At 63.8% G+C, this 25,033-nt stretch carries 9 protein-coding genes; 4 read left to right on the top strand and 5 right to left on the bottom strand.

The features are described from left to right. The first annotated feature begins 223 nt into the window (after positions 1-223). Complete coding sequence (locus QMA15_RS09260; protein ID WP_290284084.1) at positions 224-14,548, top strand: non-ribosomal peptide synthetase; 14,325 nt, start codon at positions 224-226, stop codon at positions 14,546-14,548. Position 14,549: 1 nt separating this feature from the next. On the opposite strand, the gene QMA15_RS09255 is transcribed toward QMA15_RS09260, so the two are convergent. Then, positions 14,550-15,398 carry a Ku protein gene (locus QMA15_RS09255; protein WP_020907736.1) on the bottom strand — a complete coding sequence of 283 codons (849 nt, stop codon included), beginning with the start codon at positions 15,396-15,398 and terminating at the stop codon, positions 14,550-14,552. A 140-nt stretch (positions 15,399-15,538) separates the two neighbouring features. Between QMA15_RS09255 and QMA15_RS09250 the strand changes: the two genes are divergently transcribed. Further along, positions 15,539-16,510 carry an alpha/beta hydrolase family protein gene (locus tag QMA15_RS09250; protein WP_141487273.1) on the top strand — a complete coding sequence of 324 codons (972 nt, stop codon included), beginning with the start codon at positions 15,539-15,541 and terminating at the stop codon, positions 16,508-16,510. Between the two features lie 32 nt (positions 16,511-16,542). On the opposite strand, the gene QMA15_RS09245 is transcribed toward QMA15_RS09250, so the two are convergent. After that, a complete protein-coding gene (locus tag QMA15_RS09245; protein ID WP_279163906.1) occupies positions 16,543-17,673 on the bottom strand; it encodes a lycopene cyclase family protein in 1,131 nt (376 codons plus the stop codon). Positions 17,674-17,683: 10 nt separating this feature from the next. Next, positions 17,684-18,469 carry an SDR family oxidoreductase gene (locus QMA15_RS09240; protein ID WP_019748418.1) on the bottom strand — a complete coding sequence of 262 codons (786 nt, stop codon included), beginning with the start codon at positions 18,467-18,469 and terminating at the stop codon, positions 17,684-17,686. A gap of 129 nt (positions 18,470-18,598) precedes the next feature. On the opposite strand from QMA15_RS09240, the gene QMA15_RS09235 reads away from it, so the two are divergent. Further along, entirely contained in the window at positions 18,599-20,230 is a 1,632-nt protein-coding gene (locus QMA15_RS09235) for an ABC-F family ATP-binding cassette domain-containing protein (RefSeq protein ID WP_020907739.1), read from the top strand. A 60-nt stretch (positions 20,231-20,290) separates the two neighbouring features. Here QMA15_RS09235 and QMA15_RS09230 read toward each other — a convergent pair whose 3' ends face one another. Beyond that, entirely contained in the window at positions 20,291-20,857 is a 567-nt protein-coding gene (locus QMA15_RS09230) for a TetR/AcrR family transcriptional regulator (protein WP_003944970.1), read from the bottom strand. A 180-nt stretch (positions 20,858-21,037) separates the two neighbouring features. After that, a complete protein-coding gene (acnA, locus tag QMA15_RS09225) occupies positions 21,038-23,839 on the bottom strand; it encodes an aconitate hydratase AcnA (RefSeq protein WP_019748421.1) in 2,802 nt (933 codons plus the stop codon). A 456-nt stretch (positions 23,840-24,295) separates the two neighbouring features. Between acnA and QMA15_RS09220 the strand changes: the two genes are divergently transcribed. Next, positions 24,296-24,886 carry a DUF6676 family protein gene (locus QMA15_RS09220; RefSeq protein ID WP_020969605.1) on the top strand — a complete coding sequence of 197 codons (591 nt, stop codon included), beginning with the start codon at positions 24,296-24,298 and terminating at the stop codon, positions 24,884-24,886. Positions 24,887-25,033: the final 147 nt, after the last annotated feature.

Below are 25,033 nucleotides of genomic sequence, written 5' to 3'. Positions count from 1 at the left end.
CAATAGTCCCAAATGGTTGTTTGATGAATATTTGCTGGAAGCTGACTGATCGGTAACATCGCAGCTGATTGTCACGATGTGATCTCCGGCGGGCGATTTGCCAGTTTCCACCCGAGCTTTCCAATGTATTCGTCTCATTTCGAAGTGCCCCGATCAGTTCGAAGCGTCCAGCGGACGCATGTACCTGTTTGCATCATGATCAAGTTGTAAGAGGGAGATTCGTGTGGATGGCAGTCCCGACCGAGGAATCGTTTCCGCAGCTCGTCCGGACGACGAACTCACCTTCCCTCTTTCTGCCGCGCAACTTTCCCTGCTTGTCGCACAACAGCTTCGACCCGAGATTCCCGTCAGCATCGCTCAGTACGTCGACGTGGACGGCCCGCTCGACATCGAGCTGCTGACCGCTGCCAGTAAACAGACCGGCCGTGAGATCGGCTCCGGATACCTGCGCCTGGTCGAGGTGGACGGGGTTGCGCGTCAGTGGCTCGATCTCGACATGGACGACTCCCTCGACGTGGTCGACCTGCGCGCCGAATCCGATCCGGAATCGGCGGCGCGAGAATGGATGCGCAAAGAGCACACTGCTGCCATCGATCCGTTCGCCGATCGCCTGGTCAGGCTGGCAGTCCTGGTGCTTCGCGACGACCATTACTACTGGTACAGCCGTATTCATCATGTGGCGCTCGACGGTTTCGGCGCGATGTCGATGATGAACCGCACAGCCGAGATCTACACCGCCGCGGTGCGGGATCTGCCAGTTCCCCCAGCGGTAACTGCCCCCCTCCAATCGTTGGTGAAGGCAGAGGCCGACTATCTGGGCTCTTCCCGGTGGGAACGCGATCGCGACTACTGGAACACCAAGATGGCCGACAAGCCGGGCGGAACCTCGCTCGCGTCCTCGACTGCTCCGTCGCAGGCATGGTCACGCCTACGGTCGGCGACGGTACCTACGGAACTGCGAAGCTCCCTCGAAAGGCTTGCCGTCGCTCACGACGTGACTACGTCGTCAGTGGTGATCGGTGCACTGGCGGCTTACCTCGCCCGGGCCACCGGGACCCGCGACGTGGTCCTCAGCTTGCCGGTCTCGGGGCGGACGACAAAAGCTGCTCGCCGGTCCGGCGGAATGATGTCGAACGTCGTCCCGATACGTGCGAGTGTCGATCCGCACTTCGCGGTCGGGGATTTGCTGCACGAGGTGAAGATCGAACTCACCGGCGCACTGCGTCATCAGAAGTACCGCCACGAGGATCTGCGACGCGACCTCAACGCCGGTGATCACAGCATCGCCGACGGACGCGGCTTCCACGGGCCGTTGATCAACCTCATGCTGTTCCACTCGGGAATCACTCTCGGGGACGCGCACGGCGAACTGAACGTGATCTCGACCGGGCCGATCGAAGACCTCTCGGTCAACGTCTATCAGACTTCCGCAGCCGAAGAGATCCAGATCGACTTCGCCGCGAACCCAGACCTCTACACCAACGAGGACATCACGCGTCACCACCGACGTTTCCTCGAATTCCTCGAATTGTTCTGCGCTGCGGAATCGGGAACTCGATTGATGGACATCGACCCGGACGCCGCGGGGAAGTGGATCGCCGAAGTTCAACACGCCCGCAACGTCGAGTACTGGTCTTCGACATTGTCGAACCCCGCCGAGGATCTGGGTTTGCCGGTCGTCGCCGGATCCGGTCGGACGTCCACGCCCCTCGAGATCGAGGCAGACCTCTGCCGCCGCCTCGAGACGATGGCGACGACGATGAACACGAGTCTGTTCGTGCTGTTCCAGTCTGCGATGGCCGGACTGCTGCGCCGCGTCGGTTCGGCTGACGAGGTGTCGATCGGCGTCTCGGTCCGCGGGTACGGCGCCTCGAACCCGGACGATTTCGTCTCGATGTTCGCCAACCAGTTGGTGCTTCGCTCGACGGTGTCGAACACCATGACGCTCAACGACCTGGTCGGTGCGGTGGACACCGTCGCAATCGAAGCTTTCGAACACGCAGACATTCTTCTGTCTTCGGTGACCGCCGCACTCGGTGACGGCCGCTGGGTGGAGACGGGCCCGTTGTTCCGGGCGATGGTCTGCTTCGAGGAGCCGCTGGATGCTCACCCGAGATTTCCGGGGCTCATGGTCGGTGCGCCTATCGGATCGGATCTGGCCACCGTGCCGGAACTGTTTGTCTCCCTGGCGATTCCGACTGGTGAGCATGCCGATTTCGATCAGCCGATCTCCGGTGTTCTGGATTGGCTCGGCACGAACGAGCAAGCCGAGGACCTCGCCGACCGTTATCTACGAATCTTGACCGCGATGGTCGGTGCTCCGCACTCGGCGCTCGGCTCAGTGGATCTGCTCCGCCCGGACGCGCGCCAGGCGCTGGTGCCGCCCGTTCTCCCGATTACCCCGGTCCGAACGCTCTCCGACATCCTTTCCGATCGCATTCGGGCGACCCCGGAAGCGATCGCCGTTGTCGCAGGTAGCGAGCGCGTGTCGTACCGCGAACTCGATCGACGATCGAATCAGTTGGCGCGCAAGCTCGTCGAGCATGGCGTGCAATCCGAGTCGTTGGTCGGAATCATGCTGCCGAAATCCGTGGACATGATCGTTGCCGCTGTCGCGGTAGTGAAGGCCGGCGGCGGATACCTCCCACTCGATCGTGCGCACCCCGCCGAGCGTTTGGCATACGTGGTCGAGGATGCGCAACCGGTGTGCGTCATCTCCGATTCCACTTTCCCGAACTCCGCCTTCCCGAACTCTGACGTGGTGGTCGTCGGGGTCGACTCCGACGAGTACTCCGGTGAGGGTCTGGAAACCGATGAGTGCCCGCGCGGGCACGGAGTCGACAATCTGGCATACGTGATCTACACCTCGGGGTCGACGGGCCGACCCAAGGGCGTCTCGGTTACCCACGCCACCGTGGTGCGATTGTTCGAGAACACGCAGGTCGAATTCGGATTCGACGGCAACGACGTGTGGACGATGTTCCACTCGTTCGCCTTCGACTTCTCGGTGTGGGAACTGTGGGGCGCCCTGCTCCACGGTGGAACGCTGGTTCTGGTCGATCACGAAGTCTCACGCGACCCCGATGCCTTCCGCGCGCTCGTCGCCGCAGAAGGCGTCACCGTGCTCAATCAGACGCCCTCGGCCTTCTACCAGTACATCGAAGCCGACCTTCGCGCCGATTCGGAGACCCGGCTCCGGTACGTGATCTTCGGTGGCGAAGCCTTGGATCTTCGTCGCCTCGGGCGCTGGTACGACAATCACGCGGGCTACGACAATCACGACAATCACACGGAATCCGGGCCCGCACTCGTCAACATGTACGGCATAACCGAGACGACGGTGCATGTCACCCATCTCGAACTCGACCGGGCGAGCGCGAGTGCGGTTACCGGCAGCCGGATCGGTGACGCGATCGACGGACTTCGTGTGTACCTGCTCGACGAGCATCTCTCCCCGGTCCCGGTGGGGATTGCGGGGGAGATCTATGTCGCCGGCGGTCAACTCGCCCGTGGCTATCTGGGCCGACCAGACCTCACCGCGGGCCGGTTCGTTGCCGATCCGTTCAATGCCGGCGGACGACGGTTGTACCGGTCCGGTGACCGCGCACGATGGATTGCGCCCGGACAACTCGAATACCTCGGACGCGGCGACGCGCAGGTCAAGATCCGCGGATTCCGGATCGAACTCGGCGAAATCGACTCCGTCATCCTCGGCGCGCCGGGAATCGACGACGCCGTGACCGTCGTGGCTCCGACGCCGGCCGGCGGCGCTCTCGTGACCTATGTGACCGCTTCGGACGCCGTGGACGCCGAAGCCCTTCGCACGCACGCCGCCGAAGCCCTCCCGACCTACATGGTTCCCGATGCCTTCATGGTCATCGATTCGATTCCGTTGACCACCAACGGAAAACTCGACCGGCGTGCGCTGCCGTCGCCGATCCTCGCCTCCACCAAGGTCTTCCGGCCCCCGACGACTCCGACCGAGGGCAAGGTAGCCGCGGTTCTGGCTGACATCCTGGGTAGTGGACCGCTCGGGCTCGACGACAATTTCTTTCATTTGGGCGGAAACTCGCTGGTAGCGACGACGGCTGTGGCGCGCTTGACCGAAGCCACCGGAGTTCGTATGCCGCTGCGTGCGCTCTTCGACCATCCCACGGTGTCCGGGATCGCGGCGACGATCGAGCGTGCCGCCCAGACCCCGGACGCCGACGGTATCCAGGTCGTGGCCCGGCCGGCGGTACTGCCTCTTGCTCCCGCGCAGCAGCGACTGTGGTTCCTGAACCGCGTCGCACCGGAATCAGGTGCATACAACATTCCGTTGGCGGTGTCGTTGCGCGGCGACGTCGATCCCGACGCACTGAGCGCCGCGATCGTGGACGTCGTGACACGTCACGAATCACTACGCACCGTGTTTCCTCAAATCGGGGACAACGCAACGCAGAAGGTTCTGGGCCTGGGCGAGGGTATCGCGGGGCTCGAGTCGATCGAAGTGGAACGCGAGAATCTCGAAAGAGTGATCTTCGAATTCTCCTCGGCGGGTTTCGATCTGGTCCGCGAACGCCCGGTCCGATACCTGCTGATCACTGTCGCCGACGATGAGGACGGCGATGACAAGGACGGCGATGACGAGCAAGCAGTCCTCGTCGTAGTTCTGCACCACATGGTGGCCGACGGCTGGTCGATCGCGCCGTTGGCTGCTGATCTCACCGGCGCTTACGCCGCCCGCGTCGGCGGCAACAGCCCGCAGTGGGCACCCCTTCCGGTGCAGTACGCCGACTACACGCTCTGGCACCGAGAACACCTCGGCGACGTGGCATCCACCGATTCGCTTGCCCACTCACAGATCGCGTTCTGGAAGCAGCAGCTGGCGGGAGCGCCCGAGCAACTCCACCTGCCGACGGACCGTCCGCGCCCACTCGACCCGACCATGCGCGGGGCCGGAGTCGACATCAGAATTGGCGCTTCCACTCATCAGAAGCTCGTTGTACTTGCCGGCGATCACGACGCCACGCCGTTCATCGCCCTGCACGCGTGCTTCGCCCTGCTTCTGGCCAGGTACAGCGGGACGGACGACATCGTCATCGGAACACCGGTGGCAGGACGAGGGGACAGATCTCTCGATCTGCTCGTCGGCATGTTCGTCAACACTCTGGCCTTGCGGACCGTCGTCGATCGGGACGCGACGTTCGCCGCACACCTGTCGCAGGTCAGGGCCGTCGACGTGGATGCCTTCGACAGTGCGGACGTGCCTTTCGACGTCGTCGTGGACGCGCTCGAACTGGACCGCTCGCCTGCGCACCATCCGGTCTTTCAAGCTGCCATCACCTCTCGGATAACCACCGCTCACACAGCCGAACTGGCCGGGGTGTCGATGACGGCGCGGGCAGTCGAGACGGGGCTGACCAAGTTCGACCTCGAGCTCACCGTCACCGAACGTCACGAGTCCGGGACCGCAGCTGGAATCGATGCCACGTTCACCTATTCCACCGACCTGTTCGACAACGCGACCGTCGAAGCCTTGGCGCGAAACTTCGTGACCCTCGTGGAATCGGCAGTGTCGGAACCGACTGCACCGGTTGGTGATCTTCGTGTACTCGGATCTCGGGAGAGTGCCGCGATATTGCCGCGGCGCGGCGTGGCTTCGGTGGGCGAATCGACGCTGGCGCAGATCCTCGGGGATACCGCGAGGACGTATCCCGACGCGATCGCCCTCGAAGACTCCGATCGCTCACTCTCGTACGGGGAGCTGGAGCGTCGATCGAATCGGATCGCTCGATACCTCATGGACCTGGGCGTCGGCCCCGAGACACCGGTCGCACTGGCCGTCGCCCGATCGGTCGACTCCGTGCTCGCAGTCTGGTCGGTCACCAAAGCCGGCGGCGTTTTCGTCCCGGTCGATCCCCGTTATCCCGCAGATCGAGTTGCGCACATGCTCGAGGATTCGGGTGTGCGGATCGGAATTCGGTCCGCCGAGGTTGCGGCCGGTCCGGCAACCGGCGGGAACGTCGCAGTCTGGATCGACCTCGGCGACGCGGACACGGTTGCAGAATGTGCCGCCTACTCCGACGCTGCCATCGACGACGCCGCCATCGACGACGCTGACAGAACAGCGTCGATCACTGCGGCGTCGGCTGCGTACGTCATCTACACCTCCGGCTCGACCGGAGTGCCGAAGGGCACCGTCGTCACTCACGCAGGTTTGGCCAATCTTGCTCGCGAACAACAGGATCGGTACCGGATCACCGCCGGGTCGCGGACTCTGCATTTTGCGTCACCGAGCTTCGACGGCGCCGTACTCGAGCTACTGCTCGCCGGTTCGACCGGCGCGACGATGGTGATCGCCCCTCCCGACATCTACGGAGGGGAGGCGTTGAGCGAGTTCCTCCGAAGCCGCGAGGTCACTCATGCCTTCATCACTCCGGCTGCTCTGGCGACCGTCGATCCGGCGGGCGTGACGGCACTGGAATGCGTAGTCGTCGGCGGCGACGTGTGCACCCCGGAATTGGTCTCGAGCTGGGGCAACGGGCGCAGACTGCACAACGGATACGGTCCGACCGAAACCACTGTCATGGTTGCCATCAGTGACCCACTCTCACCGGGCGATCCGATCACCATCGGCGGTCCCATCCGCGGAATCGACGCCGTGGTGCTCGACGCTCGGCTGCAACCGGTCCCGATCGGCGGCGTCGGCGAGCTGTACATCGGTGGGCCGGGGCTTGCACGTGGTTACCACCTTCGTCCCGCGCTGACGTCGGATCGTTTTGTCGCGCATCCGTACTCGACGCCCGGTGCCCGGATGTACCGAACCGGTGACCTGGTCCGCTGGACCAAGGACCTGACCCTCCGCTACGTGGGCCGCAGCGATCATCAGCTCAAGATCCGCGGGTTCCGCATCGAACTCGGCGAGATCGACGCTGCTCTGATGGATTCCCCTCTCGTTCACTTCGCCACGACGATTCCCGTCGAATCCGCCGCAGGCACCACTCTGGCGTCGTACGTGTTGCTCAGCGGCGACGCTGATATCGAGTCGCTCTTTGCGGCACTCGCCGACACGCTGCCGCGGTACATGATTCCGTCGTCGATCACCCCGATCGACGCGATTCCGTTGACTCCGGTCGGCAAACTCGATCGGAGAGCATTGCCGACGCCGATACCGCGCGAAGTCCTCGGTACGGGTCGTGAACCCGAGACCGGGCTCGAACGCACCGTCGCCGACGTGTTCGCTTCACTGCTCGACGTACCCGAGGTCCGGGCCGGAGACAGTTTCTTCGATCTCGGTGGCAACTCACTCGTCGCGACGCAGGTGTCCGCGCGGTTGAGCGCAGCGACGGGACTCGCTGTGGACGTGCGCTCGATCTTCGAAGCGCCGACCGTCGAAGCGCTCGCTGCACGTCTGGCGGCGAGCGCCGAAGAATCAGACGATCGACCTGCTCTGAGCGCCGGTGCTCGCCCGGACCGACTACCGCTCTCCGCTGCGCAACAGCGGCTGTGGTTCGTCAATCGCTTCGACCCGCAGTCCGCGGTCTACAACATTCCGTTCGCGATCCGGATCACCGGAGACATCCACGGCGATGCACTCGAGGAGGCGCTTGCGGACGTCATTGCACGCCATGAGGTGCTTCGAACGATCTACGTCGACAGCGCCGACGGCCCGAGTCAGGTCATCCGAGCAATTTCCGACGTGCAGTTCTCCGTCGAGCGCTATTGCGGATCCGAAGGTATCGAATCCGCGACGACGGAGTTCGCGGCGCGTGGGTTCGATCTCGGTTCGGATCTGCCGATTCGGGCCATGCTGGTGCGCGAGGACACTTTCGCTCACGTACTGGTCGTCGTCATCCATCACATCGCCTTCGACGGTTGGTCCCTGACTCCCTTCGCGACAGATTTCGTCGCGGCGTACTCCGCACGCGTCGTCGGAGACGCCCCGGTTTTCACACCGCTCGACGTGCAGTACGCCGACTACGCGGTGTGGCAGCAAGACTCGCTCGGGCAGATCGACGACCAGGAGTCTCTGGTTGCCCGCGAGCTGACCTTCTGGACCGCTGCCATGGCTGGTGCCCCGGACGAGGTACTGCTACCGGTGGATCGCCCACGCGGATCTGTCACCACGACCGCCGTCGGATCGGTGCCGATCGTCATCGACGCGGCGACCGGGGAGCGGCTCTCCGCCTTGGCAAGGCGCAGTGGCACGACGCAATTCATGGTCGTACACGCGATCTTGACGGTTGTTCTGGCGCGTCTCGGTGCTACCGACGACGTGGTGGTCGGCACTCCGGTGGCTGGCCGCGGCCGACCCGAACTGGATTCCCTGATCGGGATGTTCGTCAATTCGGTACCGCTTCGCACACCGGTCGATCACCGAGCGTCGTTCACCTCCCTGCTCGAGGTCGTCCGTGAACGCGACCTTGCCGCCTTCGCGCACCCCGAGTTGCCATTCGAGGTGCTGGTCGACGCCCTCGATCTCGACCGGTCCACTACGCGACACCCGCTGTTTCAGGTCATGCTGTCGTACCACCAGAATGTGGTCTCGCCGCAGGTAACCGTCCACGACGCGCATCTCGAGGCGCAAGCGCTCGAACCGTCCGTCGCGAAGTTCGACCTCGAGTTCACCCTGCTGGCAGGCGATTCCGAGAAGGCGGAGATCACCGGGTCGCTCAGGTTTGCCGAGGCGCTCTTCGACATTTCCACTGCGGAAACGATCGCCGCACGTGTGCAGTCGGTGGCCCGTGCCGTCGCCGCAGACCCGGACACCGCAATCGACGACATGGAATTTCTCAGCACCCTCGAGCGGGCGTCGCTGATGCCGGTACGAGGTCCGGCGTGGACCAGTTCGCGCACCTTGGCCGAAATATTGACGCGGACCGCCAACCGTTCAGGCGATTCGGTGGCCCTTCGATCTGGTGGCACCACCGTGCTCTACCGAGATCTCTTCGCCCGTGCATCGGCGCTTGCGCACCGTTTGACCACGGAAGGTATCGGCGCCGAAGACATTGTGGCGATAGCGATTCCGCGTTCGATCGACTCGATCGTCGCGTTGTGGGGCGTTTCCTTGACCGGCGCCGCGTTCGTTCCGGTCGATCCGCGATACCCAGCCGATCGCATTCTGCACATGCTCACCGACTCCGGAGCCACTCGCGGAGTGACAACGGAAGCGGTGATCGAATCACTGCCCCGTCCGGTTCCGTGGATGACGATGGACGACATCCACGGCGACGGTGTCTGGCAGCCGGTTCCTGCCGCGCCGATCCGAATCGACAACCTCGCCTACATCATCTACACCTCCGGATCGACGGGAAAGCCCAAGGGTGTCAGCGTCACTCACCGTGGCCTGAGCGCATTGGCCGCCGAGCAGACGGCGCGCTACGGCATCTCGGCGCAGTCGAGGACGCTGCACTTCTCCTCACCGAGCTTCGACGCATCCATCCTCGAACTGCTGCTCGCCGTCGGTGAGGGCGCGACGATGGTGATCGCATCTCCCGATGTGTACGGCGGCGAGGACCTCGCAAAACTGATCACCGATCACCAGGTGAGCCACGCGTTCATCACGCCGGCAGCGCTGGCCTCGGTCGATCCCACCGGGCTGGACGTCTTGCAGTCGATCGTTGTCGGCGGCGAGGCCTGTTCACCCGAACTGGTCCGCAAGTGGGCACCGGGTCGCCGGTTGTTCAACGGTTACGGGCCGACGGAAACCACGGTCATGGTGTGCATCAGCGATGCCCTGACGGTGGGGGAGACCGTGACCATCGGCGGGCCCGTCCGGGGCGTGTCCGCGGTAATTCTCGACGGCTCGGCTCAGCCGGTACCCGTCGGGGTCACCGGTGAGCTCTACATCGCCGGCCTCGGACTTGCCCGCGGCTACCTCGACCAACCCGCGTTGACGGCGACGCGATTCGTGGCAGCGCCGTTCGGCCCGGCCGGCGCCCGCATGTACCGGACCGGTGACCTGGTTCGGTGGACGCCGCTCGAGACGATCGAATACGTCGGACGCTCTGATCACCAAGTGAAAGTACGCGGATTCCGCATCGAACTGGGCGAGATCGACTCCGTCCTCAGCGATTACCCCGGCGTCGAGTTCGCGGTCACCGTGGGCATCGACGCAGCTTCCGGTGAGACGATGTTGGCGTCGTACGTCGTGCTCGGCTCCGATGCGGTCGAGATGGACGAATTGCTGATCCATGCGCGCCGCTCACTGCCCGCCTTCATGGTGCCGTCGGCGATCACCCCGATCGAGCACGTTCCGCTGACCCCCGTCGGGAAACTCGACCGATCGGCGCTGCCGGCGCCGACGCTGCGTTCGTCCGAGCGGAGTGTCGAGCCGCTGACCACCGCGACCGAACTCCAGGTTGCCGGCGTCGTGGCGGAACTGCTGGGTATCCAACAGATCAGTGCGTCCGACAGTTTCTTCGAACTCGGTGGCAACTCACTGCTCGCCACCAGACTTGCCCAGCGACTCGGCGAATCGTTGGGCAGGCAGGTACCTGTCCGAATGCTGTTCGAGCACCCCGAAATTCGGGAACTTGCCACCGTGCTCGACACATCCGCCGGGGCGAAGGCGCTACCACCGATCACCGCCGTCGACCGCCCCGAGCAAGTTCCGCTGTCCTACGCGCAGGCCCGCATCTGGTTCCTCAACCAGATGGATCCCGGCTCACCCGCGTACAACGTCCCTGCCGCGATCTCCCTCGACGGTGCACTCGACGTCCCAGCCCTCGAAGCTGCGGTCCTCGACGTGATCGAAAGGCACGAAATCCTGCGCACGGTGTTCCCCGACTCCGACACCGGCCCACACCAGGTGATCCAGGATGCATTCACCTCGCTGGAGTACGCAAATGCGGACACCCGTGAACCGGCAGAGCTCGCCAGAGAATTCGCGTCGCGTGGATTCGACATCACGACCCAAGCTCCCGTTCGCGCGCTCCTGCTCGAGTCGACGCCGCAGCACCACACACTTGTCATCGTGATCCACCACATCGCGGCGGACGGATGGTCGATCGCGCCGTTGATGAAGGACGTGCTCACCGCCTACGTCGCGAGAAGTTCGGGACGCGCTCCCGAGTTCACCCCGCTCGAGGTGCACTACGCGGACTTCGCCATCTGGCAGCGGGAAGCGCTGGGCTCTGTGAACGAATCCGAGAGCGTGCTCGGGGCACAGGCGTCGTACTGGCGGGAGACGTTGCGGGGAGCACCTGAGCTGATCGACCTTCCGAGCGATCGAGCGCGCCCGCTCACCCAGTCGTTGAGCGGCGGCCACACCGCGGTCTCGCTTCCGGCGCACACCCGGATCGCGGTCGAGGCGGTCGCCGGCTCGAATGCGGCGACGCCGTTCATGGTGTTGCACGCTGCCTATGCCGTGCTGCTGTCCAGGCTGAGTCGAAGCACGGACATCGTGATCGGATCTCCGGTCGCCGGGCGAGGACACCGAGTTCTCGACGACCTCGTGGGAATGTTCGTGGGCACGGTCGGACTGCGCACGACGGTCGATCCCGGGTCGACGTTCGTCGACGTTCTGCGTACTGTCCGCTCCGTCGATCTCGACGCTTTCGCCCACGCGGACATTCCGTTCGAGCAGGTCGTGGACGTTGTGGCGCCGACCCGGACCACCGACCGTCATCCGGTGTTCCAGACGATGATCTCGTTCCACGGCGCCCACCCGACGACGTGGGACCTGCCTGGACTTGCCGTTCGTGCCCACGAGATCACACCGGACATCGCCAAGTACGACCTGCAGTTCACCGTTGTCGAACAGACCGCGGAGGAAGGCGGCGGCTACGAGGCCTCCCTCACCTACGCGAAGGACCTCTTCGACACCGATACGGCGGAGTCGTTTGCGGTGATGCTGGAAACGGTCATCGAGACACTGACTGCCCAGCCCTCCGCCGTCGTCGGTGACGTGGATCTTGCGGGACGTGGCCTGCGTGCGTTGCCCGGACGTCCGGCCGGCGATGCTTTGACCTTGCCGGAGTTGCTGCTTCGCGGCGCGGCCGATCCGCATGCTCCGGCAATCGTCGACGTCGCGGCTTCCGCCACGCTCACGTACGGCGAACTCGACCGACGCTCCGACGCAATGGCGTTTGCGTTGATCGCTCGCGGGATTGCGCCGGAAATGATTGTGGCACTCGCGCTTCCGAGGTCGGCCGACTATGTGATCGCGCTCTGGGCCGTAGCGAAAGCCGGCGGAGTGTTTCTTCCCGTGGACCCGGCGTACCCCGCCGAGCGGATCGAGCACATGCTCACCGACAGTGGGGCGGTACTCGGTATCACCAGGGGTGAGTATGTGGCCGGCCTTCCGGGCGCCACGTCGTGGATCGAGCTCGACGCGGTCGAATTCACCACCGAAATCGAGGCAGCCCATTCCGAGACACTGCCGGACGCGCCACTCGAGTTCGACAACCCGGCCTACCTGATCTACACCTCGGGCTCGACCGGAAAACCCAAGGGCGTGTTGGTCACTCACGCGGGATTGGCCGCGTTTGCCGACGAACAGCGGGAACGTTTCGGCGTCACCGCGCACTCTCGCGCTCTGAGCTTCGCCTCGACGAGCTTCGACGCGTCGGTCCTCGAGCTCCTTCTGGCATTCGGCGCCGGCGCAACGATGGTGATTGCGCCTCCGACGGTTCTCGGCGGTGTCGAATTGCACGAACTGCTCGACGAGCAGACGATCACCCATGCATTCGTGACTCCGGCCGCCCTGGCGACTGTCGATCCCGCCGGTCTCGACCATCTCGAGGCCGTCGTTGTCGGTGGCGACGCCTGCACCGCCGACCTCGTATCTCGGTGGGCGCCGAGGCGCCGAATGTTCAACGCGTACGGCCCGACCGAGGCTACCGTCGCAGTCACCATCAGCGATTCACTCGTCGCGGGGGAGACCGTGACGATCGGCGGTCCGATCCGAGGCGTGGATGCGAAGGTTCTCGATTCCCGACTGCACTCGGTCCCCGGACGGGTCGTCGGTGAGCTCTACGTCAGCGGCGACGGTCTCGCCCGCGGGTACCTCGGCAACCCCGCGCTCACGGCAGCGCGGTTCGTCGCCGACCCGCACGGACCCGAAGGCTCTCGGATGTACCGCACCGGGGATCTTGTGCGTGAAGATCGCGCACGGTCGCTTGTCTATCTCGGACGCGCGGACCACCAGGTCAAGGTTCGAGGGTTTCGGATCGAACTCGGTGAAATCGACGCGGTGCTGGCGTCGGAGGCGTCCGTGCATTCGGCTGTGAGCGTGGTCGTCGGCGACGGCGTCGACGCTCGGATAGTCGCGTACGTCGTCCCGGCACACGGGGACGTCGACGTCACCGCACTACGACGCCACGCAGGCACATCCCTACCTGCGCACATGATCCCGTCCGCTTTTGTCACGATCGATGCAGTCCCGACCACACCGGCGGGCAAGCTGGATCGCGCAGCTCTGCCTGCGCCCCTCTGGGAGGCGCCGAGTGGACGCAGTCCGGAAGGCAGCGACGAGATTGCGATCTGCGCTGCTTTCGCGGAGGTCCTCGATCTCGCCGACGCAGACACGTACGCCGATTCGAGCTTCTTCGAACTCGGCGGAAACTCGCTCATGGCAACGCGTTTGGTCGCTGCCATCAAGGAACGCACCAGTATGGCCGTCCCCGTCGCGTGGATATTCTCCGACCCGACACCGGAGGCATTGGCGCGCAGACTCTTCGAACTCGAGGCAACAGTTGTGACAAGTGACGCGGATACCTCCGCACTTGCGGTAGTCCTGCCACTACGCCCGGAAGGCCGCGCCGAGCCACTGTTCTGCATCCATCCGGCCATCGGATTGGCCTGGTGCTACGGGGCACTCGATCGGTACGTCGATTCCAGCCGGCCGCTCTACGGCCTGCAGTCGCCGATTCTGACGGACCCCGAATTCCGGGCGGAGCTGATCGAGGACTTCGCGGCGCGGTACGTCGAGGAAATTCGAGGAGTTCAGCCGCACGGTCCGTATCACCTGCTGGGGTGGTCGATCGGGGGATTGATCGCTCATGCGGCGGCGGTGCAGTTGCAAGCCGCGGGTGAGAGCGTCGCCGACCTGATTCTTCTCGACAGCTTCGTTCTCGAAGACCCGACGATGGCGGGCGCGCAGCCTTCTCTCGCCGAACTGATCGGCGGGTTGGGGATCTCGGTCCCGGACGCCGACGAGCGTGATCTGACACCGGAGGATGCCGAAGCGCTCTTGCATGAAGCCATCGGCGATCACCCTTTGGTCTCGAGCGATCGGATCGAGCGACTGTTCGAGGAATACTCCGCAGGCGCGGAGCTTGCCCACCGGTACCGCCCGGGCAAGTTCGTGGGCGATCTGCTGTTCTTCTCGGCACAGACCGACACCTTCGACCCGCTGCGAACGGCGTCGGCGTGGCGACCGTTCGTGTCCGGGGTGATCATCGACCGTCCGGTGCCCACGTCACACGCCGAAATGTTCACCGAGGCAGGTCTGGAGGCGATCGGGCCCGTGATCAACCTGGCGGTCGGAACCGGTCGTCACGCGGCCCCGGACGTCGACGCTGAGTTGGACGCTCTGATCGAGATCCAAGACGTGCGCGGCTGACTCAGGCTCGTTTCTTCCTCGGTGTGGTGGACTTCGACGAGCCGGCCTTGGAGGCGTTCGACTTCGCTTCGTCCACACTGCGCTGCAGTGCGGCAACGAGGTCGACCACCTCTGCATCGGTGCCCTCCTGGTCGACCTCGGCGGCGGGTATGACCTTCTTGCCGCCGTTCTCGATCATCTCGTCGAGCAACTGCCGCAGTTGGAGCTGGTAGTCGTCGGTGAACTCGGTCGGATCGAAATCGCCCGCCATGCTCTCGACGAGCGTCTGCGCCATCTTCAGTTCCTTGGCCTTCGGCTTCTCCACGTCGTCGAGCGAAGGGAACTCTGCTGCGCGAACTTCGTCGGGCCACAGCAACGTCTGGATCACGAGGACGCCGTCGCGAGCGCGCATCGCGGCCAGGCGCGTCTTCTGTCGCAGAGTGAAATGCACCAGTGCCGTTCGATCACTCTCGGTGAGCACAGTCGAAAGCAGGACGTACGCCTTCGGCGACGCCGAATCCGGTTCGAGGAAGTAACTCTTCTCGAACAAGATCGGATCGATCTGATCGTTCGGCACGAATTCCAGCACCGGAATCTCGTGCTTCTCCGCGGCCGGGAGTTTGTTGAAGTCCTCGTCGCTCAAGATGACGCGCGATCCGTCTTCCGAGTCGTACGCCTTGTCGATGTCCGCGAACTGAACCGTGTTTCCGCACTCGGAACACACACGGTTGTACTTGATGCGGCCACCGTCTTTTGCATGGACCTGGTGAAATCGGATGTCGTGGTCCTCGGTCGCCGAGTACACCTTGACCGGAACGTTGACCAGACCGAAGGCTATCGAGCCTTTCCAAATCGAGCGCATGCCTCCCATGATGGTCGCCCCCAGCCGATTGCGCGAGGCAAACGCTCACGGTTGATCCCGAACCGTTGCGTCCGGGTGGGCCGGTTCGAGGCGTGGCGAGCGGGTATCCGCTCCGAGAATCCGACTCGCACACCTGGGGGCATACTCCGATGAGTATCCGAACCTACCGTCGACACCTAGCAGCAGCGCTGGCAATTTCACTGGTTCCACTGCTGTTTGCGCCCTGGCCCGCGAACGCAGATCCGGCACGCACCGTAACCATCAGCGTCCACTCCGATGCGATGGGCCGCGACATTCCACTCGAGGTGATCCTCCCCGCCGACACGAGCGCCCCACGGCCCACGTTGTATCTGCTCAACGGCGCCGGTGGTGGCGAGGACAGTGCAACGTGGGAAGGACGGACCGATGTCCTGGACTTCTTTGCCGACAAGAACGTCAACGTCGTGACGCCGCTGGAAGGAGCGTTCAGCTACTACACCGACTGGCAGAAGGACGATCCCGTACTCGGACGCAACAAGTGGCAGACGTTCCTCACGCGTGAACTGCCGCCAGTCATCGATGCGCAGTTCGGTACCAACGGGGTCAACTCCATCGCGGCGATCTCGATGACCGCGACCTCGGTACTCAATCTCGCGATCTCAGCCCCAGGGCTGTATCGGAGTGTCGGGGCCTACAGCGGGTGCGCGGAGACTTCCACCCAGCCGGGTCAGGACTACGTGCGACTGGTGGTCGGTGCGCGGGGTGGCGCTGATCCGACAAACATGTGGGGACCGTTCGACGGTCCGGGATGGCGCGAGAACGATCCCGTCGTGAACGCGGAGAAGCTGCGGGGGACCGAACTGTACGTCTCCACCGGATCCGGGCTGCCAGGTCCGCACGACAACCTTCAGGCACCCGATGTGAACGGAAATCCCGGAGCGCTCCTGAATCAGATCATCGTCGGAGGCATCATCGAATCCGCGGTCAACGGGTGCACACACGGATTGGCGGACCGACTGAACGCACTGGGCATCCCCGCGACCTTCGACTTCAAGCCGAGCGGAACCCACTCGTGGGGTTACTGGCAGGACGACCTCCACAACTCCTGGCCGATGATCGCCAGCTCGATGGCAGCGCAGTAGTCGGTGCGGATCAGTAGTCGGTGCGGATCTAGTCACCGGAAAAACGGCGCGCGCATCAACGTCTTTCTCACGTGCCACGGTGACGATCGGAACAGTGTTGCCATCACCTTCGCCGTCGCGGCCGCGTCCCGCCGATCGGAAAGGTATGACCGCTGAGCCTCGACCGGTAGATCGAAGAACTTGTCGAAGAATGTGGTGACTTCGCCCGAGTCGAGGGTGAGAAGTGCGTTCAGACCAACGCGGCGGAGAGCGGATACCGCCTTGGCCGAGCGAGGCCAGAGTGCCGCGTTCGGATCCTCACCGTCGGCGATTGCTTTCGCGACAGTGTCGGCCTCGGCGAGTGAGGAGGCAACGCTGTATCCGGTTCCCGGATGCATCAGACCGCCTCGCCCGCCGAACCGGAGGACAGCGTCCGGGGACGAGTCCTTCGGGCCTTCGACCGCAAAACGGACTCGCTCGACCGGCGCGTCGTCGGGGACTTCGCAGCCCCGATTGTGAAGTCGGGTGCGCAGACGTGTTTCGAGTTCGCGCAACCCCAACGCCGGCCGGCCGACGAGGCAGGTCTCCTCGAGGAGGACTCGCTCGTCGTCGAGCGGGACCGCGTAGAGAAACGACGGAGTGTCGGCGTCGGAGGTGCCGTTGTCTGTTCGCCAGTCCATGAACCAGGCCTCGCTGCCGCCCAGAATCGGATCGGCCAGTGCGCGGTCGACGATCATTCCGAAGGCCGTCTGCTGCGCGGTTGTCACTGCCAGATCGGTGCCTCGGGCGTCGACGACGACGGATCCCGTCAGCTGCGATCCGTCCACGCACACGACAGTGGTGGTGGACAGTGTTTGAGCGCGTAAGCCTCTGAACTGTATGGATGTGTCGGAGAGAAATGATTGCAGTAAAGATGTATTCAATACGCAATAGATGCGATCAAGCGTTTTCTGCTTGTTTGTCCACACGCTCGGGCGTTCGATCCGGCTCGCGATCACCTCGTCCGGCAGCCACGACGGCAGCTCGTCTGCCCACGCCGAGTACGTCGGCGTCCACACCCGATGAGGATGCGGATCGACAACGACAACGGTGAGTTGCCGGGCGATACAGCGCGTCGCGAGTGCCCGCCCCGCCGGCCCTCCGCCCACGATCACCACGTCGGCGGAGGAGTCGAGTGTGCTCATGATCGGCGCACTACATCGATCCCGTTGCGAGCAGACCGCCGTCGACCCGGACCGTTTCGCCGGTGATCCATGCCGCCGCGTCGGAGACGAGGAAGCCGACCAAGCCGGCAACGTCCTCGGGGGTGCCGAGCCGCTTCATCGGGTAGCCCGCCGACGCCTTGTCCTCGCCGGCAGCGACCAGTGCTGCCGCGAACTGCGTCTTGACGATCCCGGGAGCTACGGCATTGACACGAATCTTCGGTCCCAGTTGCCAGGCCAGTTCTTCCGTCAACCGGATGAGCGCAGCCTTCGACGCGCCGTACGCCGCGATGACGCCCGTCGATCGGATCCCGGCCACACTTGCCAGGTTCACGACGGCTCCACCGTGTTCGCCCATCCACGCCCGATGTGCTTGTTGGACGTAACCGAGGGCGGCAACCACGTTCACGTCGAAGATCTTGCGCACGGCGTCGAGGTCCGCCTCCATGAGCGACCCGAAGACGGGATTGATTCCGGTGTTGTTGACCAGAATGTCGAGCGAACCGAACTCGGCGACGGCGCGGTCGACGGCACCGGAGCGGGCCTCGGCATCGGCTGCGTTGCCCGCGAATGCGACGACCTTGCCGCCGTGCCCCAGATCGGACAGTTCGGATGCTGCGGCCTCGAGGGGCTCCGGCTTGCGGGCTGTGATCAAGACGTCGGCGCCGCGAGCGAGGAGCTCGGCGGCGACAGCTTTGCCGATTCCGCGACTTGCGCCGGTGACGATGGCGGCGCGGCCTTCGAGGTCGCGAGGACGAGTGCTGTTTTCGCTAGTCATGTCCCGAACGTTAGCGGACTCACACGCTCCTGGTCGGAACGACCGTCAGGTCACGGTAAAATCGATAGTTCTTGTGTCTGTAGTCAGGCATTGTTTACCCGTATTCGTCGTTTTTCCTGAGGAGTTTGCTTGATTACCGCCACTGACCTCGAAGTTCGTGCCGGTGTCCGCACCCTTCTCACAGCTCCCGGACCTTCGCTGCGCATCCAGCCGGGCGACCGGATCGGACTCGTCGGACGTAACGGTGCCGGAAAGACGACCACTCTGCGCATCCTCGCCGGTGAAGGTGAGGCATATGCGGGAAGCGTCGTACGCACCGGTGAACTCGGATACCTCCCGCAGGACCCCAAAGAGGGCGACCTGAGCATTCTCGCCAAGGACCGGGTTCTCTCTGCCCGCGGCCTCGACACGATGCTCCGCGAGATGGAGAAGCAGCAGATCCTGATGGGCGAGGTGCTCGATCAGGAATCTCAGGACCGCGCGGTCAAGAAGTACGGCCAGCTCGAGGATCGATTCTCGGCCCTCGGCGGCTACGAAGCCGAGAGCGAAGCCGCCCGTATCACCAGCAGCCTCGGCCTCGAGGACCGTATTCTCGGGCAGCCGCTCAGCACGCTGTCCGGCGGTCAGCGTCGTCGTGTCGAATTGGCGCGAATCCTCTTTGCCGCCTCCGACGGCAGCGGTGCCCGCTCGGACACGACTCTGCTGCTCGACGAGCCCACCAACCACCTCGACGCCGACTCCATCACCTGGCTGCGTGGATTCCTCCAGAACCACGAGGGCGGACTGGTGGTCATCAGTCACGACGTCGACCTGCTCAACGACGTCGTCAACCGTGTGTGGTTCCTCGATGCCGTCCGCGGTGAGGCTGACGTCTACAACATGAACTGGAAGAAGTACCTCGACGCTCGTGCCACTGACGAGCAGCGTCGTCGCCGCGAGCGCGCGAACGCCGAGAAGAAGGCCGGTGCGCTGCGGATTCAGGCAGCGAAGATGGGTGCAAAGGCAACCAAGGCCGTCGCGGCTCAGAACATGGCCAAGCGAGCCGACAAGTTGATGGCGAACCTCGATGCCGAACGTGTCTCGGACAAGGTTGCGCGGATTCGTTTCCCCGAGCCCGCCGCTTGTGGCAAGACTCCGCTGATGGGCAAGAACCTCACCAAGGTGTACGGCTCGCTCGAGATCTTCACCGGTGTCGATCTCGCGATCGATCGTGGGTCTCGTGTGGTTATCCTCGGACTCAACGGTGCAGGTAAGACCACACTGCTCCGCATCCTTGCGGGCGCGGAGAAGGCGGACGCGGGTGAGCTGATCGCCGGTCACGGACTCAAGGTCGGCTACTTCGCTCAGGAGCACGACACCCTCGACGACGACGCGTCCGTGTGGGAGAACATCCGCCACGCTGCGCCGGATACAGGGGAGCAGGAACTGCGTTCTCTGCTCGGTGCCTTCATGTTCACCGGCCCACAGCTCGAACAGCCGGCCGGAACGCTCTCGGGTGGTGAAAAGACGCGTCTGGCTCTGGCCGGTCTGGTGTCGTCCGCTGCCAACGTTCTGCTTCTCGACGAGCCCACCAACAACCTGGACCCGATTTCACGCGAGCAGGTGCTCGACGCGCTCCGCAGCTACACCGGTGCCGTCGTCCTGGTCACCCACGATCCGGGCGCTGCCGAGGCACTCAACCCCGAGCGAGTCATCCTCCTGCCCGACGGCAACGAGGACCACTGGTCGCAGGAATACCTCGAGCTGATCCAGCTCGCCTAACCCCCTGTGCGCCTTTTTGGTAGTGGGAACTACCAAAAAGGCGCACAGGGGCGAAGCCCCTCAATCTCGCCGCCGCACCGATTCCTCGACCAGATCGAGAACCGCTGACAGGTTGTCGACGCCGTGGCCGGAGGCGATTCTCGCGACCAGGCCGTCCATCACCAGATCCAGGTATCCGATCAGAATTTCGGTGGGAACGTCGTCACGGAGCCGACCGGCCGATTTCTGTCTGGCGAGGCGCGCACTGGTCGCTTCCGTCAGTTCTACGGAGCGCTGTGACCACTTCTCGCGGAAGTCGGCGTCGTTGCGCAGTCGACGCGCTATCTCCAGTCGCGTTCCCAGCCAATCGAATTGATCGGGCTGCGCGAGCATGTCCCGCATGACCTGGACAAGGCCCTCTTCGGCGACGACATCTGCCATCCGGCTCGCATCCTCGCTTGCGAGAGCGAGGAACAGGCCGTCCTTGTCCTTGAAGTGATGAAAGATCGCTCCTCGGGACAAACCGGTGACTTCTTCGAGACGGCGAACTGTGGCGCCGTCGTAGCCGTATTCCGCAAAGCAGCGGCGGGCGCCGTCAAGGATCTGACTGCGCCGTGCCGCGAGATGGTCTTCACTGACCTTGGGCACGGGCATCCCTCCTTTGTCGGGTCGCCTGTGAGCACTTTCGGCCTTAGGCGCTGAATGTCGACTCAGTGCACAAAGCGCTCACGACCACCGATGAAACATGGTTCGCCTTCCGGCGAAAGTGGTCGTGAGCGCTTTGTGACCCGTCAGGGGCCGAAAGTGCTCACAGGCACGTAGTGCCTACTAGCCCCGGATCATGTTGCGAAGCACGTACTGCAGGATGCCACCGTTGCGGTAGTAATCCGCTTCGCCGGGGGTATCGATGCGTACGACTGCGTCGAACACGACCTTCTCGCCGTTCTCGCGCGTCGCCGTGACCTTCATGGTCTTCGGGGTGACGCCCTCGTTGAGCTTCTCGACGCCTTCGATGTCGAAGGTCTCGGTGCCGTCGAGCTTGAGCGAACCTGCGGACTCGCCGACCGGGAACTGCAGCGGGACAACGCCCATGCCGATGAGGTTGGAGCGGTGGATGCGCTCGAACGACTCGGTGATGACGGCCTTGACGCCGAGCAGGCTGGTGCCCTTGGCTGCCCAGTCACGCGAGGATCCGGAGCCGTACTCCTTGCCGCCCAGGACGACCAGCGGGATGCCGGCTGCCTGGTAGTTCTGCGACGCGTCGTAGATGAATGCCTGCGGTGCGCCTTCCTGCGTGAAGTCGCGGGTGTAACCACCGGAGACGTCGTCGAGGAGCTGGTTGCGCAGACGGATGTTCGCGAACGTTCCGCGAATCATGACCTCGTGGTTACCGCGACGCGAGCCGAGCGAGTTGTAATCCGCACGCTCGACGCCGTGGGAGTCGAGGTACTGAGCAGCGGGGGTACCGACCTTGATCGGACCTGCCGGGCTGATGTGGTCGGTGGTGACCGAGTCGCCGAGCAGTGCGAGGACGCGAGCGCCCTTGATGTCCTTGACCGGAGCCGGATCCATCGTCATGCCGTCGAAGTAAGGTGGCTTCCGCACGTAGGTGGAGTTCACGTCCCACTCGAAGGTGTCACCCTTCGGGGTTTCGAGGTTCTGCCAGCGGCTGTCGCCCGCAAAGATGGTTGCGTACGACTTGCGGAACATGTCCTGGTCGATCGAGGACTTGATCGTCTCTTCGATTTCCTGCGTGGACGGCCAGATGTCCTTGAGGTAGACGGGGTTTCCGTCGGTGTCGTTACCGAGCGAATCGGTCTCGAAGTCGAAGTCCATGGTTCCGGCGAGGCCGTATGCAATCACGAGCGGCGGGGAAGCCAGGTAATTCATCTTGACGTCGGGGGAGATACGTCCCTCGAAGTTACGGTTACCCGAGAGCACCGCGGTGACCGAGAGGTCGTTGTCGTTGATGGCCTTCGAGACTGCCTCGGGCAGGGGTCCGGTGTTACCGATGCACGTGGTGCAGCCGTAACCGCCGAGGTAGTAACCGAGCTTCTCGAGGTACGGCCACAGGCCGGCCTTCTCGTAGTAATCGGTGACGACCTGCGAACCGGGAGCCATGTTGGTCTTGACCCACGGCTTGGTGGCGAGGCCCTTTTCGACGGCGTTGCGTGCGAGCAGTGCAGCACCGAGCATGACCGACGGGTTGGACGTGTTGGTGCAGGAGGTGATACCTGCAACAACGACGGCGCCGTGGTCGAGAACGAACTCACCGGCGTCGGACTTGACGACGACCGGCTTGCTCGGACGGCCTTCTGCACCGTTGGCAGCAGAGAGAACGTCGACCGCTCCGTCGTCGGCAAACGACAGAACCGCGGGATCGGAAGCCGGGAAGGACTCCTCGACGGCCTCGTCGAGCTGGGTGTGCTCGGTCGGGTAGTTCTCTTCCACGTAGTTGTGGATGTCCTTGCGGAACGCAGTCTTGGACTCCGACAACAGGATTCGGTCCTGCGGGCGCTTCGGGCCGGCGATCGAGGGAACAACGGTTCCCAGATCCAGCTCGATGTACTCCGAGAAGACGGGTTCCTTGTCAGGGTTGTGCCACAGGCCCTGTTCCTTGGCGTACGCCTCGACGAGAGCGAGCTGCTCGTCGCTGCGGCCGGTGAGGCGCAGGTACTCGATGGTCTCGGCGTCGATCGGGAAGATCGCTGCGGTGGAACCGAATTCGGGGCTCATGTTGCCCAGCGTTGCGCGGTTCGCGAGCGGAACCTCGGCAACACCGTTGCCGTAGAACTCGACGAACTTGCCGACGACGCCGTGCTTACGGAGCATCTCGGTGGCGGTGAGCACGACGTCGGTTGCGGTGACGCCGGGCTTGATCTCACCGGAGAGCTTGAAGCCGACAACGCGGGGGATCAGCATGGAGACGGGCTGGCCGAGCATTGCTGCCTCGGCCTCGATGCCGCCGACGCCCCAGCCGAGCACGCCGAGGCCGTTGACCATCGTGGTGTGCGAGTCGGTGCCGACACAGGTGTCGGGGTATGCCTGTCCGTTACGGGACATGACGGTGGGCGCCAGGTATTCGATGTTGACCTGGTGAACGATGCCCATTCCCGGGGGGACGACCTTGAAGTCGTCGAATGCGCCCTGGCCCCAACGGAGGAACTGGTAACGCTCGCCGTTGCGCTCGTATTCGAGGTCGACGTTGCGCTCGAGTGCGTCGGCCTGGCCGAAGACGTCGAGGATGACCGAGTGGTCGATGACCATGTCGGCGGGGGAGAGCGGGTTGACCTTGTTCGGGTCGCCGCCGAGGGTGGTGACGGCCTCACGCATGGTGGCGAGGTCGACGATGCAAGGAACACCGGTGAAGTCCTGCATGATCACGCGGGCAGGCGTGAACTGGATTTCGATGCTCGGCTCGGCTGAGGGATCCCAGCTCGCGATTGCGCGGATGTGATCCGCGGTGATGTTGGCACCGTCTTCGGTGCGGAGAAGGTTCTCGGCGAGAACCTTCAAGGAATAGGGCAATTTCTCGGTGCCGGGGACGGCCGAGAGGCGGAAGATCTCGTAAGAGTTCTCACCGACCTCGAGGGTTCCCTTGGCTCCGAATGAATCGATACTGGTGCTCACGTCTGCTCCACTCGTCTATGAGGGTCGCTACCGACGGGGCTGTGTCGGCAGCTGAAGCGAGGTACTTCGGCCGGGAAGACCCTCCGTAGCTCACGCCAATCGCACAGTTCGCGTGAGAACTGTCCGAACATCGGAGCTGCAGTAGAACCTGTCCTGACCGGTGGTACCTCTTGGTCCAAGTCTAACAGTACGCTTGTCCTGTGAGAATTCAGGGCAAGTTGACCGAAACAATCTTCATGCAGACTGCGGGCCTGCGCAACGCAGGCTTGGCTGGGTGACCACACCCACAGTTACCGCTCGGGCGGCACGCGCGGCGGTTGCGTGTGACGCCTGGTGGCAGTCGACCTGAAGTAGGCTGCATGCAGGCCCGTCGCGGGTCGGCCGCCGAAAAACGACCTCGGAAGAACTCCCCGCATCTCAGCGGTGGACGGAATCCGAACAGCACCCGGATGAGAGATGTCTGCTCCTACCAATCACGCTTTTGCGCCTGTGCACGTGAAGTCCCCGTTGCACGTCGCTGTTCCGTCGGATGTCGATCTCGACGACGTGCTCGCGGACCTTTCGACGGACGGCGTCTCCGCCCCGGAGTCCGATGTTGTGGGGCTGACTGCGGTGGTGACCGACGCCCGTGAACGTGGTGTCGACTTGAGCGTCGTAGTGGTCGACGCAAATCCGGGCCGGCCGTCCGATCTTCGCGACCTGGCCACGACGGTCGGCAAAACCGAAGGCGGCACGGTTCTCGTTCTGAGCCCAGACTGGATGGGTAGCTACAGCGACTCGATCAGTCGTGTGCAGCTCGAAACCGCGCAGGACCGATCTTTCGGAGAAAGCGCGAGCGTGACCGCGGACCGCTTCTCGCACGAGATCGTGGCGCCGGGTCCGCCGTGGACGCTTTACACGGTCCTTGTGATCGCACTGGTTGCGGTTATTGCCGGAATTACCTTTGCCGTCAAGTGGCGGCGAGAGCCGGAAAACGCGCAAACCAGACATATCGCTTCGACTTCAGAAACGGCGACATCTTCCGACCACCGGGCCGATTCCGTCTGACCTTGGTCCTTTGCGAGATTTTCAGTAACTCGTCGAAAACAGGTACTCACCGCTGTTTGCGGTGAGTACCTGCCCTTTTTGGTACCTGCATGCCATTCGACCAGCTCAAATACCGTTTGTGTTATTTGTGGCTAAAGTTTCCAAAGA

It is taken from the genome of Rhodococcus sp. APC 3903 (assembly GCF_030407755.1).
Taxonomy (GTDB): Bacteria; Actinomycetota; Actinomycetes; order Mycobacteriales; family Mycobacteriaceae; genus Rhodococcus_F; species Rhodococcus_F erythropolis.
This window is presented reverse-complemented; position numbering and strand designations above follow the sequence as displayed.

What these genes read in the sequence shown, in the direction of transcription:
- QMA15_RS09255 (WP_020907736.1), bottom strand. Translation starts at nt 15,398, where the DNA reads ATGGGAGGCATGCGCTCGATTTGGAAAGGCTCGATAGCCTTCGGTCTG.
- QMA15_RS09250 (WP_141487273.1), top strand. Translation starts at nt 15,539, where the DNA reads ATGAGTATCCGAACCTACCGTCGACACCTAGCAGCAGCGCTGGCAATT.
- QMA15_RS09245 (WP_279163906.1), bottom strand. Translation starts at nt 17,673, where the DNA reads ATGAGCACACTCGACTCCTCCGCCGACGTGGTGATCGTGGGCGGAGGG.
- QMA15_RS09240 (WP_019748418.1), bottom strand. Translation starts at nt 18,469, where the DNA reads ATGACTAGCGAAAACAGCACTCGTCCTCGCGACCTCGAAGGCCGCGCC.
- QMA15_RS09220 (WP_020969605.1), top strand. Translation starts at nt 24,296, where the DNA reads ATGTCTGCTCCTACCAATCACGCTTTTGCGCCTGTGCACGTGAAGTCC.